The 18,019-nt window shown below is 61.5% G+C and carries 13 protein-coding genes; 5 read left to right on the top strand and 8 right to left on the bottom strand.

Going from position 1 to position 18,019, the window contains the following annotated elements:
* Window positions 1-145 precede the first annotated feature (145 nt).
* Together QRN46_RS10815 and ppsA are read right to left on the bottom strand one after the other, a co-directional pair.
* Entirely contained in the window at window positions 146-1,135 is a 990-nt protein-coding gene (locus QRN46_RS10815) for an alpha/beta fold hydrolase (RefSeq protein WP_011333247.1), read from the bottom strand.
* A gap of 98 nt (window positions 1,136-1,233) precedes the next feature.
* On the bottom strand, window positions 1,234-3,609 hold the full coding sequence (ppsA, locus tag QRN46_RS10810) for a phosphoenolpyruvate synthase (RefSeq protein ID WP_011333246.1): 2,376 nt from the start codon (window positions 3,607-3,609) through the stop codon (window positions 1,234-1,236).
* Between the two features lie 174 nt (window positions 3,610-3,783).
* Between ppsA and ppsR the strand changes: the two genes are divergently transcribed.
* Window positions 3,784-4,602, top strand: a complete 819-nt coding sequence (gene ppsR, locus QRN46_RS10805) for a posphoenolpyruvate synthetase regulatory kinase/phosphorylase PpsR (protein WP_011333245.1) — start codon at window positions 3,784-3,786, stop codon at window positions 4,600-4,602.
* Here the strand turns inward: ppsR and prpD are convergent.
* The 6 genes from prpD to QRN46_RS10775 all read right to left on the bottom strand — a co-directional run bounded on the left by prpD (window position 4,595) and on the right by QRN46_RS10775 (window position 12,961).
* Entirely contained in the window at window positions 4,595-6,079 is a 1,485-nt protein-coding gene (prpD, locus tag QRN46_RS10800) for a 2-methylcitrate dehydratase (RefSeq protein WP_011333244.1), read from the bottom strand. The two genes, ppsR and prpD, sit on opposite strands and share 8 nt — an antisense overlap.
* 200 nt (window positions 6,080-6,279) lie before the next feature.
* On the bottom strand, window positions 6,280-7,470 hold the full coding sequence (gene prpF / locus QRN46_RS10795; RefSeq protein ID WP_285354657.1) for a 2-methylaconitate cis-trans isomerase PrpF: 1,191 nt from the start codon (window positions 7,468-7,470) through the stop codon (window positions 6,280-6,282).
* 54 nt (window positions 7,471-7,524) lie between these two features.
* The gene (acnD, locus tag QRN46_RS10790; RefSeq protein WP_011333242.1) at window positions 7,525-10,119 is read right to left on the bottom strand and encodes a Fe/S-dependent 2-methylisocitrate dehydratase AcnD; all 2,595 of its coding nucleotides are present in this window, start codon (window positions 10,117-10,119) and stop codon (window positions 7,525-7,527) included.
* A 61-nt stretch (window positions 10,120-10,180) separates the two neighbouring features.
* On the bottom strand, window positions 10,181-11,308 hold the full coding sequence (prpC, locus tag QRN46_RS10785) for a bifunctional 2-methylcitrate synthase/citrate synthase (protein ID WP_011333241.1): 1,128 nt from the start codon (window positions 11,306-11,308) through the stop codon (window positions 10,181-10,183).
* 43 nt (window positions 11,309-11,351) lie between these two features.
* On the bottom strand, window positions 11,352-12,242 hold the full coding sequence (prpB, locus tag QRN46_RS10780) for a methylisocitrate lyase (protein ID WP_007951973.1): 891 nt from the start codon (window positions 12,240-12,242) through the stop codon (window positions 11,352-11,354).
* Window positions 12,239-12,961: a GntR family transcriptional regulator gene (locus QRN46_RS10775; protein WP_169432611.1), complete on the bottom strand. Its 723-nt coding sequence runs from the start codon at window positions 12,959-12,961 to the stop codon at window positions 12,239-12,241. The genes prpB and QRN46_RS10775 overlap by 4 nt, the downstream gene beginning before the upstream one ends.
* Window positions 12,962-13,261: 300 nt before the next feature.
* Between QRN46_RS10775 and rloA the strand changes: the two genes are divergently transcribed.
* The 4 genes from rloA to pabB all read left to right on the top strand — a co-directional run bounded on the left by rloA (window position 13,262) and on the right by pabB (window position 17,920).
* Complete coding sequence (gene rloA, locus QRN46_RS10770) at window positions 13,262-13,798, top strand: retropepsin-like aspartic peptidase RloA (RefSeq protein ID WP_011333239.1); 537 nt, start codon at window positions 13,262-13,264, stop codon at window positions 13,796-13,798.
* Window positions 13,799-13,803: 5 nt separating this feature from the next.
* The gene (gene rloB, locus QRN46_RS10765; RefSeq protein ID WP_007951967.1) at window positions 13,804-15,339 is read left to right on the top strand and encodes an osmotic stress tolerance membrane protein RloB; all 1,536 of its coding nucleotides are present in this window, start codon (window positions 13,804-13,806) and stop codon (window positions 15,337-15,339) included.
* Window positions 15,339-16,325, top strand: coding sequence for an alpha-L-glutamate ligase-like protein (locus tag QRN46_RS10760; protein WP_064378740.1), 987 nt, complete (start codon window positions 15,339-15,341; stop codon window positions 16,323-16,325). The genes rloB and QRN46_RS10760 overlap by 1 nt, the downstream gene beginning before the upstream one ends.
* A 251-nt stretch (window positions 16,326-16,576) precedes the next feature.
* A complete protein-coding gene (pabB, locus tag QRN46_RS10755) occupies window positions 16,577-17,920 on the top strand; it encodes an aminodeoxychorismate synthase component I (protein WP_221615597.1) in 1,344 nt (447 codons plus the stop codon).
* The last annotated feature ends 99 nt before the right edge of the window (window positions 17,921-18,019 follow it).

Genomic DNA, 18,019 nt, shown 5'->3' with positions numbered 1-18,019 from the left:
GCCCATGTCATGGTCGCTGAACGAACCTGAACACAAGCTGAAACGTAATAGCGAAACAGTCACCAAATATGACCAGAACCGTCCAATGCGTCATATCTTAGCCGCAAGCCGACGCGAACGAAATGCCCTTTTCAGGGCGCCGCGTTCAGACCGCTGCCGCCAGATCCGGCTTCTCGCCAAGCAATGGCGTGTGCTGATCTGCCAGCCAGCGCGCCACCAGCGGCCAGACCTCAGCCTGCGCCGCCTTGCTGACCAGCATTTCGACATGGCCGAACTGATCGTTGAAGCCCTGCTCTCGGCCCAGATTGATGAACTGCTTGTGCTCGGAGCCAATCTGTTCGAACAGCTTCCGGCAGGCCCAGGCCGGATCCTGATGATCCCCCGCAGCGCTCACCGCCAGCACCGGCACCTGCACATCGGCCAGGCCTGCCCACCAATCCTTGTCCTTGTCGCCGAAACGACCGAACAGCCCGTACCAGCGCATGCTTTCCAGCGCCAGACCGATCGGTTCGTCCTCGGGGCCGCGCTTGAGTCGCGAGCCGGACAACTGGGCAAAACGCTTGAGAATGAAGCGCCCGCTCCATTCCACCGGCGGAATCTTCAACGGCCAGTAGGTGCGGCTGACCTGGGTGCCGAAAAACGCCGCCGACGCCACCGCAGGCTCACCGAGGTATTCGCCGCCCAACGCGGCTGCCAGCGTGATGCCACCCAGCGAGTGGCCGATCCAGTGCGGAATCTGCCCGCTCTGCTCACGGACGAACGCGGCAATCGCCGGCAGATCGTAACGGGCATAGTCGGCGACCCGGTTGCGGCGGTAGTCCTCGTTGCGCTGGGACAGGCCATGACCGCGCATTTCCGGGATCCACACATCGAAGCCCAGTCGCGTCAGATAGGCGCCAAGGCCTAGGCCTTTTGGCGAAAACCAGAAGCGCCGGTTGGAAAAACTGCCGTGCAGCAAGATCACCGGCACGCCGCGCGACGCCGGCTCATCGGCCATGCCGAGACGGGTCACCGCGATTTCCACGGACCAGTCAGGGCTGTTGCCCGGTTTCAAACGATAAACGTCTTCGCTCAGATCACCGCGTCGCTCGGCGCTGATCAGGGCGACAGGAAATAGGTTGCTGCTGCTTTGCATAATGCTCTTGCACAAAAAAGGGCGGCATCCGGAGAGCTCGCCCTACTTCAATCTTAAAGCCCCGACCCGGTTCAACGGGCCGGGGCTTCATTCACGGCTTATTCCGCCGCCTGGCCTTCGGCAAGGAAGAACCAGGTTTCCAGCACGGTGTCCGGGTTCAGCGACACGCTTTCGATGCCCTGCTCCATCAGCCACTTGGCCAGGTCCGGGTGGTCCGAAGGACCCTGACCGCAGATGCCGATGTACTTGCCGGCCTTGTTGCACGCGGCAATCGCGTTGGCCAGCAGTTTCTTGACCGCCGGATTACGCTCGTCGAACAGGTGCGCGATGATCCCGGAGTCACGGTCCAGACCCAGTGTCAGCTGAGTCAGGTCGTTGGAGCCGATCGAGAAACCATCGAAGAATTCGAGGAATTCTTCCGCCAGGATCGCGTTGGACGGCAGTTCGCACATCATGATCACGCGCAGACCGTTGTCGCCACGGGCCAGGCCGTTTTCGGCGAGCAGATCCACCACCTGGCTGGCTTCGCCGAGGGTACGGACGAACGGCACCATGATTTCGACGTTGGTCAGGCCCATCTCGTTGCGTACGCGTTTCAGCGCACGGCACTCGAGTTCGAAGCAGTCACGGAACGATTCACTGATGTAACGCGAAGCGCCACGGAAGCCCAGCATCGGGTTTTCTTCTTCCGGCTCGTACAGCTTGCCGCCGATCAGGTTGGCGTACTCGTTGGACTTGAAGTCCGACAGACGCACGATGACCTTCTTCGGTGCAAACGCAGCGGCCAGGGTGCTGATGCCTTCAACCAGCTTCTCGACATAGAAGCCGACCGGATCGTCGTAACCGGCGATGCGCTTGTCGACGCTTTCCTTGATGTCCTGCGGCAGGCCGTCGTAGTTCAACAGCGCTTTCGGGTGGACGCCGATCATGCGGTTGATGATGAACTCCAGACGGGCCAGGCCCACACCGGCGTTCGGCAGCTGCGCGAAGTCGAAGGCGCGATCCGGGTTGCCGACGTTCATCATGATCTTGAACGGCAGCTCCGGCATGGCGTCGACGGAGTTCTTCTTGATGTCGAAGCCCAGTTCGCCTTCGAAGATGTAACCGGTGTCGCCTTCGGCGCAGGACACGGTCACGCCTTGGCCATCCTTCAGCAGTTGGGTGGCGTTGCCGCAACCCACGACTGCAGGAATCCCCAGCTCACGGGCGATGATCGCCGCGTGGCAGGTACGGCCACCACGGTTGGTGACGATGGCGCTGGCGCGCTTCATGACCGGCTCCCAGTCCGGGTCGGTCATGTCGGAGACCAGCACGTCTCCCGGCTGGACCTTGTCCATCTCGGAGACGTCCTTGATGATCCGCACCTTGCCGGCGCCGATGCGCTGGCCGATGGCACGACCTTCCACCAGCACGGTGCCGGTTTCTTTCAGCAGGTAACGTTCCATGACGTTGGCCTGGGTGCGACTTTTCACGGTTTCCGGACGGGCCTGCACGATGTACAGCTTGCCGTCGTCACCGTCCTTGGCCCACTCGATGTCCATCGGGCAGCCATAATGCTTCTCGATGATCATCGCCTGCTTGGCCAGCTCGCTGACTTCAGCGTCGGTCAGGCAGAAACGCGCGCGCTCGGCCTTGTCGACATCAACGGTTTTCACGGAACGACCGGCCTTGGCCTCGTCGCCGTAGATCATCTTGATGGCCTTGCTGCCCAGGTTGCGACGCAGGATCGCCGGGCGACCGGCCTCCAGCGTGCCCTTGTGGACATAGAATTCGTCCGGGTTCACCGCGCCTTGCACGACGGTTTCGCCCAGGCCGTAGGCGCCGGTGATGAACACCACGTCACGGAAGCCGGATTCGGTATCGAGGGTGAACATCACGCCGGCGGTGCCGGTTTCCGAACGCACCATGCGCTGCACGCCGGCCGACAGGGCGACCAGCTTGTGGTCGAAGCCCTGGTGCACGCGGTAGGAAATGGCGCGGTCGTTGAACAGGGAAGCGAACACTTCCTTGGCCGCGCGGATGACGTTTTCCACGCCACGGATGTTCAGGAAGGTTTCCTGCTGACCGGCGAACGAAGCGTCCGGCAAGTCTTCGGCGGTGGCGGAGGAACGCACGGCCACGGCCACGTCAGGGTTACCGGCCGACAGCGCGGCGAACGCGGTGCGGATCTCGGTGTTCAGTTTTTCAGGGAATTCGGCTTCCATGATCCATTGGCGGATCTGGGCGCCGGTCTTGGCCAGGGCATTGACGTCATCGACGTCCAGCGCATCGAGGGCCTTGTGGATCTGATCGTTCAGACCGCTCAGTTCCAGGAAATCACGATAGGCCTGCGCCGTGGTGGCGAAGCCGCCGGGGACCGAAACACCGGCACCGGCCAGGTTACTGATCATCTCGCCCAGGGATGCGTTCTTGCCCCCCACATGCTCAACATCGTGTTTGCCGAGCTTATCGAGGGAAACTACGTACTCTACCAAGGTGATCTCTCCACTAACTGTGTTGGAAAAGCTCAGAAACCGGCGGCTCGGGGGAGCGTTGGCCGGCTGTATGGCCTGGACCTGGAAAATAAGTGAGAATGCGGGCCAATGGCGGCCGGCAAATCGCGCCTATCATATCCAAGATTCGTCACTAGCTTAAGGCCCAAGGTGCAAATGAAACGATCTGCTTTCTTTATCTCCGATGGCACCGGCATCACCGCCGAAACCCTGGGTCAAAGCCTTCTGGCGCAGTTCGAAAACATTACCTTCAGCAAATTCACGCGGCCGTACATCGACAGCGTTGAAAAAGCGCGGGCCATGGTACAACAAATCAACAAAGCCGCTGAAACCGACGGTTTCCGGCCGATCATCTTCGACACCATCGTCAACCAGGACATCCGTGAGATTCTCGCAACCTCCAATGGTTTCATGATCGACATTTTCTCGACGTTCCTCGCCCCGCTCGAGCAGGAACTGACCGAGCATTCTTCCTACACCGTCGGCAAATCCCACTCCATCGGCCACAACTCCAATTACATGGAGCGGATCGAGGCGGTGAACTTCGCCCTCGACAACGACGACGGCGCCCGCACCCACTATTACGACAAGGCCGACCTGATACTAGTGGGCGTGTCGCGTTGTGGTAAGACGCCGACGTGTCTGTACATGGCGATGCAGTTCGGCATCCGTGCGGCCAACTACCCGCTGACCGAAGACGACATGGAACGCCTGCAACTGCCGGCCGCCCTGCGTGCTCACCAGCACAAGCTGTTCGGCCTGACTATCGATCCGGACCGCCTCACCGCGATCCGCAACGAACGCAAGCCCAACAGCCGCTATTCGAGCTACGCCCAGTGCGAGTTCGAAGTGCGCGAAGTGGAAAACCTGTTCCGCCGCGAGAACATTCCGCACATCAACTCCACGCATTTCTCCGTTGAAGAAATCTCCGCGAAGATCCTCGTGGAAAAAGGCGTGGAGCGGCGCTTCAAATAACCAATAAATCCATAAACCGATTCACCGGCGTGGCTTCAAGCCGCGCCGAATCCTTGCACAGCGCAAGAATCTCCCCGCTGCGCTGCCCGGTGAAACGGGTGGCCAGATTTGCCCTGAACTTGTCCTCCAGCAATGGAATGCCCTCGGCGCGACGCCGGCGATGGCCGATCGGGTATTCCACCACCACGTTTTCCGTGCTCGAACCGTCCTTGAAAAACACCTGCACCGCGTTGGCAATCGAGCGTTTGTCGGCCTCCAGATATTCACGGGTGAAGCGCGGATCTTCGACGATGACCATTTTCTCGCGCAGCACATCGATGATCGGATGGGCCTTGTGGAAATCATCCTCGTACTGCTCCGCTACCAGATTGCCGAACGCCAGCGGCACGGCGGTCATGTACTGGAGGCAGTGATCGCGGTCGGCGGCATTGGCCAACGGCCCGACCTTGGAAATGATGCGGATCGCCGACTCGTGGGTAGTGATGACGATCCGATCAATTTCATGCAGACGATTGCGTACCTGCGGATGCAGGGTCACGGCGGCCTCGCAGGCGGTTTGCGCGTGAAACTCGGCGGGGAAGCTGATCTTGAACAGCACGTTTTCCATCACGTAACTGCCGAACGGTCGCGAGAAGCTGAAGGTGCGTTTGTCTTCGGGTTTGAGCGCCAGATCGTTGTTGGTGTGGCTGAACAGAACGTCGTAAAAGCCCCACTGTCTGGCACTCAAGACGCCGGGAATGCCCATTTCGCCGCGCATCGCGATATCCGCCAGCCGCACGCCCCGGCTCGATGCATCCCCTGCCGCCCAGGATTTACGCGAGCCGGCGTTTGGTGCATGGCGGTAAGTGCGCAATGCCTGGCCGTCGGCGAACGCGTGAGACAACGCCGATAACAACTGCTCACGGTTGGCGCCCATCAGCTTGGCGGTCACGGCGGTCGAGGCGACTTTCACCAGAATGACATGGTCGAGGCCTACGCGATTGAAGGAGTTCTCCAGCGCGATCACGCCCTGGATTTCGTGGGCCATGATCATGGCTTCAAGTACATCGCGCACGGTCAGCGGCGCTTCGCCGTTGGCCAGACGCTTTTGCGACAGGTGATCGGCCACCGCGAGAATACCGCCGAGGTTGTCCGACGGATGGCCCCATTCGGCGGCGAGCCAGGTGTCGTTGTAATCGAGCCAGCGCACGATGCAACCGATGTCCCACGCCGCTTTCACTGGGTCGAGGCGATAGGAGGTGCCAGGGACTCGGGCGCCGAATGGGACGACGGTGCCTTCGACGATTGGGCCAAGGTGTTTGGTGCATTCGGGGAAACGCAGGGCCAGCAGGCCGCAGCCCAAGGTGTCCATCAGGCAGTTGCGGGCGGTGTCGAGGGCTTCGGCGGATGTGATTTTGTAGCTGAGGACGTAATCGGCGATGTCCTGCAGGACATGGTCGTAGTCGGGGCGGTTGTTCAGGTCGACGTTGGCGCTCATGTTCGATTCACTCTTCAAAGTGGTTCGTTGATGGGACCTCGGTTCAGGCTGAGTCTTGGTTTTAAACCATTCTTATTGTTGAAACACAGAACCTGTGGGAGCGGGCTTGCCCGCGAATGGGCCGGCATATCCAGCGTTGATATTGCTTGATACACCGCTTTCGCGAGCAAGCCCGCTCCCACATTTGGATCTGTGTTACGTCAGAAAGAATCTCCGGGGATGCGCACGTAGCCCTCCATCAGGACGCGCGCACTACGGCTCATGATCGCCTTCTTCACGACCCACTCACCGTTTTCCAGACTCGCCTCAGCCCCGACACGCAACGTCCCGGACGGATGCCCGAAGCGCACGGCGTTGCGTTCAACGCCACCGGCCGCGAGGTTGACCAAAGTGCCGGAGATAGCTGCTGCAGTGCCGATCGCCACCGCCGCCGTCCCCATCATCGCGTGGTGCAGCTTGCCCATCGACAACGCCCGCACCAGCAAATCCACATCCCCGGCGCCAATGGCTTTGCCACTGGACGCGACGTAATCCGCAGGCTTGGCGACGAACGCTACCTTAGGCGTGTGCTGACGCTTGGCCGCTTCATCCAGACTGGAAATCAGCCCCATGCGCAAAGCACCGTAGGCACGAATGGTCTCAAACATCTGTAACGCTTTCGGATCGCTGTTGATCGCGCTTTGCAATTCAGTACCGGTGTAACCGATGTCTTCGGCGTTGACGAAGATCGTCGGAATACCCGCGTTGATCATGGTCGCCTTGAACGTGCCGACGCCCGGCACTTCCAGATCGTCGATCAGGTTGCCGGTGGGGAACATCGAGCCACCGCCGCCCTCTTCTTCCGCCGCCGGGTCCATGAATTCGACCTGGACTTCGGCAGCCGGGAAGGTCACGCCGTCGAGTTCGAAATCACCGGTTTCCTGGACTTCGCCGTTGGTGATCGGCACGTGGGCAATGATCGTTTTACCGATGTTGGCCTGCCACACGCGAACCACCGCCACACCGTTGTGCGGAATGCGACTGGCGTCCACCAGACCGTTGCTGATGGCAAACGAGCCGACCGCCGCCGACAGGTTGCCGCAGTTGCCACTCCAGTCCACAAACGGCTTGTCGATCGACACCTGACCGAACAGGTAATCGACGTCGTGATCGGCCTTGATGCTTTTCGACAGGATTACGGTTTTGCTGGTGCTCGAGGTGGCGCCGCCCATGCCGTCGATCTGCTTGTCGTACGGATCGGGGCTGCCGATGACCCGCAGCAACAGCGCATCGCGGGCCGGGCCGGGAATCTGCGCGGCTTCGGGCAGGTCCTTGAGGCTGAAAAACACGCCTTTGCTGGTGCCGCCACGCATGTAGGTGGCGGGGATTTTTATTTGCGGTGCGTGAGCCATGGTGCTCCTTAACGAAGACATGGGACTTGAAGTCCCATGCCCACATCAGTTGATTTAAACGGCAACCGCCGACTCTTCGAGGAAGTCCTGAGCGAAGCGCTGCAACACGCCGCCAGCCTCGTAGATCGACACTTCTTCGGCGGTGTCGAGGCGGCAGGTCACCGGCACGTCGACGCGTTCGCCGTTCTTGCGATGGATCACCAGCGTCAGGTCGGCGCGCGGCGTGCGCTCACCGATCACGTCGTAGGTTTCGCTGCCGTCGATGCCCAGAGTCTTGCGGTCAGTGCCCGGTTTGAACTCCAGCGGCAACACGCCCATGCCCACCAGGTTGGTGCGGTGAATGCGCTCGAAACCTTCGGCGGCAATCGCTTCCACCCCCGCCAGACGCACGCCTTTGGCCGCCCAGTCGCGGGACGAGCCCTGGCCGTAGTCGGCGCCGGCGATGATGATCAGCGGCTGCTTGCGCTCCATGTAGGTTTCGATGGCTTCCCACATGCGCATCACTTGGCCTTCCGGCTCGACTCGAGCCAGCGAGCCCTGCTTGACCTTGCCGTTTTCCACGACCATTTCGTTGAACAGTTTCGGGTTGGCGAAGGTCGCGCGCTGTGCGGTCAAGTGGTCGCCCCGGTGGGTCGCGTAAGAGTTGAAGTCCTCTTCCGGCAGGCCCATTTTCGCCAGGTACTCGCCGGCGGCGCTGTCGAGCATGATCGCGTTCGACGGCGACAGGTGATCGGTGGTGATGTTGTCCGGCAATACCGCCAACGGACGCATGCCCTTGAGCGGCCGCGCCCCGGCCAGCGCGCCCTCCCAGTACGGCGGACGGCGGATGTAGGTGCTCATTTCGCGCCAGTCGTACAGCGGCGTGACTTTCGGACCGGTGTCTTCATGGATGGCGAACATCGGGATGTAGACCTGACGGAACTGCTCAGGCTTGACCGAAGATTTCACCACCGCGTCGATTTCTTCGTCGCTCGGCCAGATGTCTTTCAGGCGAATTTCCTTGCCGTCGACCACGCCCAGCACATCTTTCTCGATATCGAAACGGATGGTGCCGGCAATCGCGTAGGCCACCACCAGCGGCGGCGAAGCGAGGAAAGCCTGCTTGGCGTACGGGTGAATCCGCCCGTCGAAGTTGCGGTTACCGGACAGCACAGCAGTGGCGTACAGGTCGCGGTCGATGATCTCTTGCTGGATCACCGGATCCAGCGCGCCGGACATGCCGTTGCAGGTGGTGCAGGCGAAGGCGACGACGCCGAAACCGAGCTGCTCCAGCTCCGTGGTCAGCCCCGCTTCATCGAGGTACAGCGCCACGGTTTTCGAGCCCGGTGCCAGCGACGACTTGACCCACGGCTTGCGGGTCAGCCCGAGCTTGTTGGCGTTGCGCGCCAGCAGGCCGGCGGCGATCACGTTGCGCGGGTTGCTGGTGTTGGTGCAACTGGTGATGGCAGCGATGATCACCGCGCCGTCGGGCATTTGCCCAGGGACGTCTTCCCACTGACCGGCGATGCCTTTGGCCGCCAGATCCGACACCGCCACGCGGGCGTGCGGGTTGCTCGGGCCGGCCATGTTGCGCACCACCGAGGACAGATCGAAGGTCAGGCCGCGCTCGTATTGCGCGCCTTTCAGGCTGTCGGCCCACAGGCCGATCTGCTTGGCGTATTGCTCGACCAGTTGCACTTGCTGGTCTTCGCGACCGGTGAGTTTCAGGTAATCGATGGTCTGCTGGTCGATGTAGAACATCGCAGCCGTGGCGCCGTACTCCGGGGCCATGTTGGAGATGGTTGCGCGGTCGCCGAGGGTCAGCGCGGAAGCACCTTCGCCGAAAAACTCCAGCCATGCGCCGACCACTTTCTGTTTGCGCAGGTATTCGGTCAGCGCCAGCACCATGTCGGTGGCGGTGATGCCCGGTTGCAGCTTGCCGGTCAGTTCGACGCCAACGCTTTCCGGCAGGCGCATCCACGACGCGCGGCCGAGCATCACGCTCTCGGCTTCCAGACCACCAACACCGATGGCGATCACGCCCAGCGCATCGACGTGCGGGGTGTGGCTGTCGGTGCCGACGCAGGTATCCGGGAACGCCACGCCGTCGCGCACCTGGATCACCGGCGACATTTTCTCCAGGTTGATCTGGTGCATGATGCCGTTGCCCGGCGGGATCACGTCGACGTTCTTGAACGCCTTCTTGGTCCAGTTGATGAAGTGGAAACGGTCTTCGTTGCGACGGTCTTCGATGGCGCGGTTTTTCTCGAACGCCTGGGCGTCAAAACCGCCCGCCTCCACCGCCAGCGAGTGGTCGACGATGAGTTGCGTCGGCACCACCGGGTTGACCTGCGCCGGGTCGCCGCCCTGCTGGGCAATCGCGTCGCGCAGGCCGGCCAGATCCACCAGCGCGGTCTGGCCGAGAATATCGTGGCACACCACGCGGGCCGGGAACCACGGGAAGTCGAGGTCGCGTTTGCGCTCGATCAGTTGTTTCAGGGAATCGGTGAGCGTGGCCGGGTCGCAGCGACGCACGAGGTTTTCCGCCAGCACGCGAGAGGTGTACGGCAGGGTGTCGTAGCTGCCGGGCTGGATCCCATCGACCGCCGCGCGGACGTCGAAAAAGTCCAGCGGCGTGCCGGGCAGGTTCTTGCGAAATTCTGTGTTCATCGGTCAGGACTCGGTCACGGTAGTTTCAAAGAGGGGGCGCCTGTGCCGGCGCCCTCCCCGGTCAGCGCTGTTCGATTGGCACGAACTTGCGCTGTTCGACGCCGGTGTACTCGGCGCTTGGACGGATGATGCGGTTGTTGGCGCGCTGTTCGAATACGTGCGCCGCCCAGCCGGTCAGGCGCGAGCAGACGAAGATCGGGGTGAACAGCTTGGTCGGGATGCCCATGAAGTGATACGCCGAGGCATGGTAGAAGTCGGCGTTGGGGAACAGTTTCTTCTGCTCCCACATGGTCTTGTCGATGGCTTCCGAAACCGCGAACAACACCTTGTCGCCCACTTCGTCGGCAAGTTTTTTCGACCAGCCCTTGATCACCTCGTTGCGCGGATCGCTGTCCTTATAGATCGCGTGGCCGAAGCCCATGATCTTGTCCTTGCGCTCGAGCATGCCGAGGGTGCCCTTGACCGCCTCTTCCGGCGACGAGAAGCGCTCGATCATTTCCATCGCCGCTTCGTTGGCGCCGCCATGCAGCGGGCCGCGCAGCGAGCCGATGGCCGCCGTGACGCAGGAATACAGATCGGACAAGGTCGAAGCACACACCCGAGCGGTGAAGGTCGAGGCGTTGAATTCGTGCTCGGCGTAGAGGATCAGCGACACGTTCATCACTTTGACGTGCAGCTCGCTCGGCTTCTTGTCGTGCAGCAGGTGCAGGAAGTGGCCGCCGATGGACGGCTCGTCGCTCACGCAGTTGATGCGTTTGCCGTCGTGGCTGAAGCGATACCAGTAGCACATGATCGCCGGAAACGCGGCCAGCAGGCGGTCGGTCTTGTCGCGTTGCTCGGAGAAGTCTTTCTCCGGCTCGATATTGCCAAGGAACGAGCAACCGGTGCGCATCACGTCCATCGGGTGGGCGTCGGCGGGGATGCGCTCCAGCACTTCTTTCAGCGCTTGCGGCAGGTCGCGCAGCTTGCTCAGCTTGCCTTGATAGTCGGCGAGTTGCGCCTTGGTCGGCAGCTCCCCGTAGAGCAGCAGGTACGCCACTTCTTCAAATTGTGCGTCGGCTGCCAGTTCGCGCACGTCGTAGCCGCGATAGGTCAGCCCGGCACCGGCCTGGCCCACGGTGGACAGTGCGGTTTGCCCGGCGACCTGGCCCCGGAGCCCGGCGCCACTGAGTACTTTTGCTTCGGCCATTGTTGTCTCCAATCTTGAATTTATTAGGGAGTACGGTTGCGGCTTACTTCTTCGCCGCAAACAACGCGTCGAGCTTCTGCTCGAAGGTGTGGTAATCGATGCGATCGTAAAGCTCCATGCGAGTCTGCATGGTGTCGATGACATTCTGTTGGGTGCCGTCGCGGCGGATCGCGGTGTAGACGTTTTCCGCAGCCTTGTTCATCGCGCGGAACGCCGACAGCGGGTACAGCACCAGCGAAACGTCGGCGCCCGCCAGTTGCTCGGTGGTGTACAGCGGCGTCGAGCCGAATTCGGTGATGTTGGCCAGAATCGGCGCTTTCACGCGGCTGGCGAACAGCTTGTACATCTCAAGCTCAGTGATGGCTTCCGGGAAGATCATGTCGGCGCCGGCCTCGATGCACGCGGCGGCGCGATCCAGTGCCGATTCCAGACCCTCAACGGCCAGCGCGTCGGTGCGGGCCATGATCACGAAGCTGTCGTCGGTGCGGGCATCGACAGCGGCCTTGATGCGATCGACCATTTCCTGCTGGGTCACGATCTCCTTGTTCGGACGGTGGCCGCAGCGCTTGGCGCCGACCTGGTCTTCGATGTGAATCGCCGCCGCGCCGAACTTGATCATCGACTTGACGGTGCGGGCCACGTTGAACGCCGAGGCGCCGAAACCGGTGTCGACGTCCACCAGCAGCGGCAGGTCGCAGACGTCGGTGATGCGGCGCACATCGGTCAGCACGTCATCCAGGCCGGTGATGCCCAGGTCCGGCACGCCGAGGGAGCCGGCAGCCACCCCGCCACCCGACAGGTAGATCGCCTTGAAACCGGCGCGCTTGGCCAGCAGCGCGTGGTTGGCGTTGATCGCGCCGACCACTTGCAGCGGATGTTCGCTGGCGACCGCATCGCGGAAACGCTGGCCTGGAGTGCTCTTGTTGGAACTCATGACTCACCTCGTTCAGTGGCTGTCTTGTTGTCGGCGCCGTCCTGGTAGTGACGGGCGATGTTGCGTTTCGAGGCGCCGATGTGACGGCGCATCAACAATTCCGCCAGCTCGCCGTCACGGTCGGCGATGGCATCGAGAATCCGGTGGTGTTCGGCAAAGGCCTGGCGCGGGCGGTTGGGCGTGGTGGAAAACTGGATGCGGTACATGCGCACCAGTTGATAGAGCTCGCCGCAGAGCATTTGCGTGAGGGTGCGGTTGCCGCTGCCCTGGATGATCCGGTAGTGAAAGTCGAAATCGCCTTCCTGCTGGTAGTAGCCGACCCCGGCCTGGAACGCTGCATCGCGTTCGTGGGTTTCCAGCACCCGGCGCAGTTCGTCGATTTCTTCGACGCTCATGCGCTCGGCCGCCAAACGGCAGGCCATGCCTTCGAGGGATTCACGGATTTCGTAGAGTTCTAGCAATTCGGCGTGGCTCAGCGACACCACCCGCGCACCGACATGCGGTACGCGCACCAGCAGGCGCTGGCCTTCCAGTCGATGGATCGCCTCGCGCAGCGGCCCGCGGCTGATGCCGTAGGTGCGCGCCAGTTCCGGCTCGGAGATCTTGCTGCCCGGGGCGATCTCACCTTTGACGATGGCCGCCTGAATGCGCCGGAAGACGTTTTCCGAGAGCGTCTCGGAATCGTCACCGCTGATCACCGGGGGATCGAGTTGATCCAGCATATTGTCGACACCTTAAAATCCAATGCGGCAAAAACTAGCGAATCAGCTCACACCAGTCAAAGGATAAATGCAGATTGTCGACAATCGTCTAATAAGCCTTCATATCAGCCCCAAGGGTTATAGACCGGCACCGGCGCTGGCGCCATAAAACCACCGTGCTAGAATGCCGCCCGCATTTGCGAGTCATTTGCACGGCTTGTCATAAAAAGCTGATAGGCACACGAAGGCGCATGGGCAGACAGGATTTCCTGATGCCATGGCCCTGAACCGAGAACGGAACGCTGCTCGCCAGGATTTATGAGACTCAAGCCCTTCCCCACATTCTTTGCATTGTTTTGCCTGCCCGGCCTCGCCGCGGCGGGGGAAAAGACCGTGTACGGCCTCAACGAATACGCTGCCCTCGACGGGATCAACCTGGAAGTGGCGGCGAAACTCGACACCGGGGCGAAAACCGCCTCCCTGAGCGCCCGCGACATCAAACGCTTCAAACGCAACGGCGAGTCCTGGGTACGTTTCTACCTGGCCATCGACGCCGCGCATTCGCACCCGATCGAACGGCCGCTGGCCCGGGTCAGCAAGATCAAGCGCCGCGCCGGCGACTACGATCCGGAAGAAGGCAAGAAGTACACCGCCCGCCCGGTGATCGAGCTGGACATCTGCATGGGTTCGGCAATGCGCAGCATCGAAGTGAACCTGACCGACCGTAGTGCGTTCCAATACCCGCTTTTGATCGGCTCCGAGGCGCTGAAACGCTTCGATGCGCTGGTCGATCCCAGTCTTAAATACGCTGCCGGCAAACCCGCCTGCGCCATCGCCGCTCATACCGCCGAGTAATTTCCATGCGTTCTCTAACCTTCCACCTGAAAGTCCTGATCACCATCCTGGTGTTGCTGGGCGTTTCGGTTACGGCCTATCAGATTTTCGTGCTCGGCATCCCGGTGACCGAAGACGCCACCGACGACCTGTGGAACATCGACGCCAAGGTCGAGTTCGTCGCCAGCACCAAGGATCCGGTGAAGATCCAGATGTTCGTGCCGCCCCTGAGCCGCGATTACGTCAGCCTCAATGAAAGCTTCATCTCCAACAACTATGGCGTGGCGGTCAACCGTGTCGACGGCAACCGCAAGGTCACCTGGTCGGCGCGCCGGGCCAAGGGCAACCAGACCCTTTATTACCGTCTGGTGCTGACCAAGCGTTACACCGCTGAAAAAACCAAGATCAAAGGCCCGACCTTCCGCGACAGCATGGCCATCGAAGGCCCGGAAAAGATCGCCGCCGAAGCCCTGCTCGCGCCGATACGCCAGCACTCGGCCGACGTCGAGACCTTCATTGGCGAGGCAATCAAACGCGTCAACAACGTCAACGACGACAACGTGAAACTGCTGCTGGCCGGCGATCCATCGACGCCGCACAAAGCCAAAATCGTCGAGCTGCTGCTGTCCATCGCCCACGTGCCGGTGGAGAAAGTCCACACCATCCGCCTCGTCGCCGATCAGCCGCAAACCCCGGAACTGTGGCTGCGCAGCTTCAACGGCACCGACTGGCTGTACTTCAACCCGGAAACCGGCGAGCAAGGCCTGCCGACCGACCGCCTGCTGTGGTGGAGCGGTGATGAAAACCTGATCACCGTCGACGGCGGCAAGAAAGCCAACGTGACCTTCAGCCTGAACAACAGCGAAATGAACGCTATTCGTCTGGCCAAGCTGACCGACGAAAACACCGACGCCAACTTCCTCGAATACTCGCTGTACGGCCTGCCGCTGCAAACCCAGCAGACCTTCATGATCATGGTAATGATCCCGATCGGCGTGCTGGTGATCCTGATCCTGCGCAACCTGATCGGCCTGCAGACCCTCGGCACGTTCACGCCGGTGCTGATCGCCCTGGCTTTTCGCGAGACACAACTGGGCTTCGGCATCCTGCTGTTCACCGTGATCACGGCGCTCGGGTTATCGCTGCGTTCGTACCTGGAACACTTGAAGCTGCAAATGCTTCCGCGCCTGTCGGTGGTGTTGACCTTCGTGGTGGTGCTGATTGCGGCGATCAGTCTGTTCAGTCACAAGCTCGGTCTTGAGCGTGGCCTGTCGGTGGCGCTGTTCCCGATGGTGATTCTGACCATGACTATCGAACGCCTGTCGATCACCTGGGAAGAACGCGGCGCCAGCCATGCCATGAAAGTGGCGATCGGCACGCTGTTCGCGGCGTCCCTGGCGCACCTGATCATGACCGTTCCGGAGCTGGTGTACTTCGTGTTCACCTTCCCGGCGATCCTGCTGATTCTGGTGGGCTTCATGCTGGCCATGGGTCGCTATCGCGGCTACCGCCTGACTGAACTGGTGCGTTTCAAGGCTTTCCTGAAGAAGGCTGACGCCTGATGTTCGGTTTCTGGAAGACCTGGAAAGCCCTGGAAGCCCGGGGCATCATGGGCATCAATCGGCGTAACGCCGACTACGTGCTCAAGTACAACAAGCGCAGCCTGTACCCGATCGTCGATGACAAGATCATCACCAAGGAACGCGCGATCAAGGCCGGCATTCACGTGCCGGAACTGTATGGCGTGATTTCCACGGAGAAAGAAATCGACAAGCTCGGCGAGATCATCGGCGGGCGCAGCGACTTCGTGATCAAGCCGGCCCAGGGTGCCGGCGGTGACGGCATCATCGTCATCGCCGACCGTTTCGAAGGCCGCTATCGCACGGTATCGGGCAAGATCCTCAGCCACGAAGAGCTGGAGCACCATATTTCCAGCATCCTCACCGGCCTGTATTCGCTGGGCGGCCACCGCGACCGGGCGCTGATCGAGTATCGAGTGACCCCGGACCAGATCTTCAAGAGCATCAGCTACGAAGGCGTGCCGGACATCCGCATCATCGTGCTGATGGGGTACCCGGTGATGGCGATGCTGCGGCTGCCGACCCGTCAGTCCGGCGGCAAGGCCAACCTGCACCAGGGCGCCATCGGCGTCGGGGTCGACCTGGCCACCGGCCTGACCCTGCGCGGCACCTGGCTGAACAACATCATCGCCAAACACCCGGACACCACCAACGCGGTGGACGGTGTGCAATTGCCCTACTGGGACGGATTCATGAAGCTCGCCGCCGGTTGCTATGAGCTGTGCGGCCTGGGTTACATCGGCGTGGACATGGTGCTGGACCAAGAGAAAGGCCCGCTGATTCTGGAGCTGAATGCGCGGCCGGGGCTGAATATCCAGATTGCCAACGATTGCGGGCTGACGTTGCGCACCCATGCGGTGGAAGCGCATCTGGAAGAGCTCAAGGCACGTGGTGTGACTGAAACGGTTGAAGAGCGGGTGGCGTTTGCTCAGGAATTGTTTGGGCATATTCCGGCTGTTGAAGGCTAAAAAGCAAAAGCACCCTCACCCTAACCCTCTCCCGGAGGGAGAGGGGACTTACCGAGGTGCATGCTCAAGGTACGCCGAGCTGAACGTCTTGAGTCGAACTCAGGCTTTGAAAAGCATGAAGATCTGCTCCCTTCCCCCTCGCCCCCCTTTGGGGGAGAGGGCTGGGGTGAGGGGGTAGGCTTTTGACTTTGATCTGGCATCGGAGAGGACTACAATCCCCACCCCGCCTCGATGGCCGATCTGCCCCGCCCATGTTGACCTGTTTCGTACACCCGCTGCCCTACCGCGCCAACCCCGCCGACTATTTCGCGGCCATCCGCCATGCGCCCGGCGCCGTGCTGCTCGACAGCGGCCGCCCGAGTGCTGACCGTGGCCGTTATGACCTGCTCAGTGCCTGGCCGTTGGCACAACTGGCGGTGTTGCCGGACGAACACGGCGACGATTTCCTGCAACGCCTGCGGGAAAATCTGACCCGGTTGGGCGACGTGCAATTGCCCGATGGGTACGAATTGCCCTTCGCCGGCGGCCTGATCGGTTACCTGAGCTACGACTTCGGCCGACATCTGGAAAACCTGCCGAGCCACGCCCGGGATGACCTGCAATTGCCCGATGCGCGATTTGGTCTGTACGACTGGGCCTTGATCAGCGATCACCAATCGGCCACCAGCCAGTTGGTATTTCACCCGTCGGTCAGCGCCAGCGAGAAACAGCGGCTGATCGAAGTATTCAGCCAACCGGTGGGCGCCGAACTCACCCCGTTCAAGCTGAGCAGCCCGATGGCGGCAGACCTTTCAGCCGACGAGTACCGTCAGGCCTTCGAGCGTATCCAGCACTACATACAGGCCGGTGACTGCTATCAGGTCAATTTCGCTCAGCGTTTCCGCGCGCCATGCCAGGGCGATCCATGGCTGGCCTACTGCAAACTGCGTGAGGCCTGCCCGACGCCGTTTTCCGGGTTCCAGAGCCTGCCCGACGGCAACGCAGTGCTGAGCCTGTCGCCCGAGCGTTTCGTCAAAGTCAGCCAGCGTCAGGTGGAAACCCGCCCGATCAAGGGCACCCGCCCCCGTGGCGCGACCCCGGCCGAAGACGCGGCGAACGCCGCCGAACTGCTGGCCAGCCCCAAGGATCGCGCGGAAAACCTGATGATCGTCGACCTGCTGCGCAACGACCTGGGCCGCACCTGCCGCATCGGTTCGGTGCGGGTGCCGGAGTTGTTCAGCCTGGAAAGCTATCCGAACGTGCATCACCTGGTCAGCAGCGTGACCGGTGAGCTGGCGGATGATCGCGATGCGCTGGATCTAATTGCCGGCAGCTTCCCCGGCGGCTCGATCACTGGCGCGCCGAAGATCCGCGCGATGCAGATCATCGATGAGCTGGAGCCGACCCGACGCGGTTTGTATTGCGGTTCGTTGCTGTATCTGGATGTGCGCGGCGAGATGGACAGCTCCATCGCCATTCGCAGTCTGCTGGTGAAGGATGGACAAGTGTGTTGCTGGGGCGGTGGCGGAATCGTCGCCGATTCGAACTGGCAGGCGGAGTATCAGGAGTCGATTACCAAGGTCAGAGTCCTGCTCGAAACCCTGCAGAACCTCTGACGCTCTGTTGATCGTTCCCACGCTCTGCGTGGGAACGCATCCCGTGACGCTCCGCGTCACAGTGGACGCGGAGCGTCCATAGCGGCATTCCCACGCCGA

The organism is Pseudomonas sp. lyk4-R2A-10 (genome assembly GCF_030209075.1).
GTDB lineage: Bacteria > Pseudomonadota > Gammaproteobacteria > Pseudomonadales > Pseudomonadaceae > Aquipseudomonas > Aquipseudomonas glycinae.
The sequence above is the reverse complement of the archived record's forward strand: the minus strand, read 5'-3'. Positions and strand labels throughout refer to the sequence as shown.

What these genes read in the sequence shown, in the direction of transcription:
- QRN46_RS10815 (WP_011333247.1), bottom strand. Translation starts at nt 1,135, where the DNA reads ATGCAAAGCAGCAGCAACCTATTTCCTGTCGCCCTGATCAGCGCCGAG.
- ppsR (WP_011333245.1), top strand. Translation starts at nt 3,784, where the DNA reads ATGAAACGATCTGCTTTCTTTATCTCCGATGGCACCGGCATCACCGCC.
- prpD (WP_011333244.1), bottom strand. Translation starts at nt 6,079, where the DNA reads ATGAGCGCCAACGTCGACCTGAACAACCGCCCCGACTACGACCATGTC.
- prpF (WP_285354657.1), bottom strand. Translation starts at nt 7,470, where the DNA reads ATGGCTCACGCACCGCAAATAAAAATCCCCGCCACCTACATGCGTGGC.
- acnD (WP_011333242.1), bottom strand. Translation starts at nt 10,119, where the DNA reads ATGAACACAGAATTTCGCAAGAACCTGCCCGGCACGCCGCTGGACTTT.
- prpC (WP_011333241.1), bottom strand. Translation starts at nt 11,308, where the DNA reads ATGGCCGAAGCAAAAGTACTCAGTGGCGCCGGGCTCCGGGGCCAGGTC.
- prpB (WP_007951973.1), bottom strand. Translation starts at nt 12,242, where the DNA reads ATGAGTTCCAACAAGAGCACTCCAGGCCAGCGTTTCCGCGATGCGGTC.
- rloA (WP_011333239.1), top strand. Translation starts at nt 13,262, where the DNA reads ATGAGACTCAAGCCCTTCCCCACATTCTTTGCATTGTTTTGCCTGCCC.
- rloB (WP_007951967.1), top strand. Translation starts at nt 13,804, where the DNA reads ATGCGTTCTCTAACCTTCCACCTGAAAGTCCTGATCACCATCCTGGTG.
- QRN46_RS10760 (WP_064378740.1), top strand. Translation starts at nt 15,339, where the DNA reads ATGTTCGGTTTCTGGAAGACCTGGAAAGCCCTGGAAGCCCGGGGCATC.
- pabB (WP_221615597.1), top strand. Translation starts at nt 16,577, where the DNA reads ATGTTGACCTGTTTCGTACACCCGCTGCCCTACCGCGCCAACCCCGCC.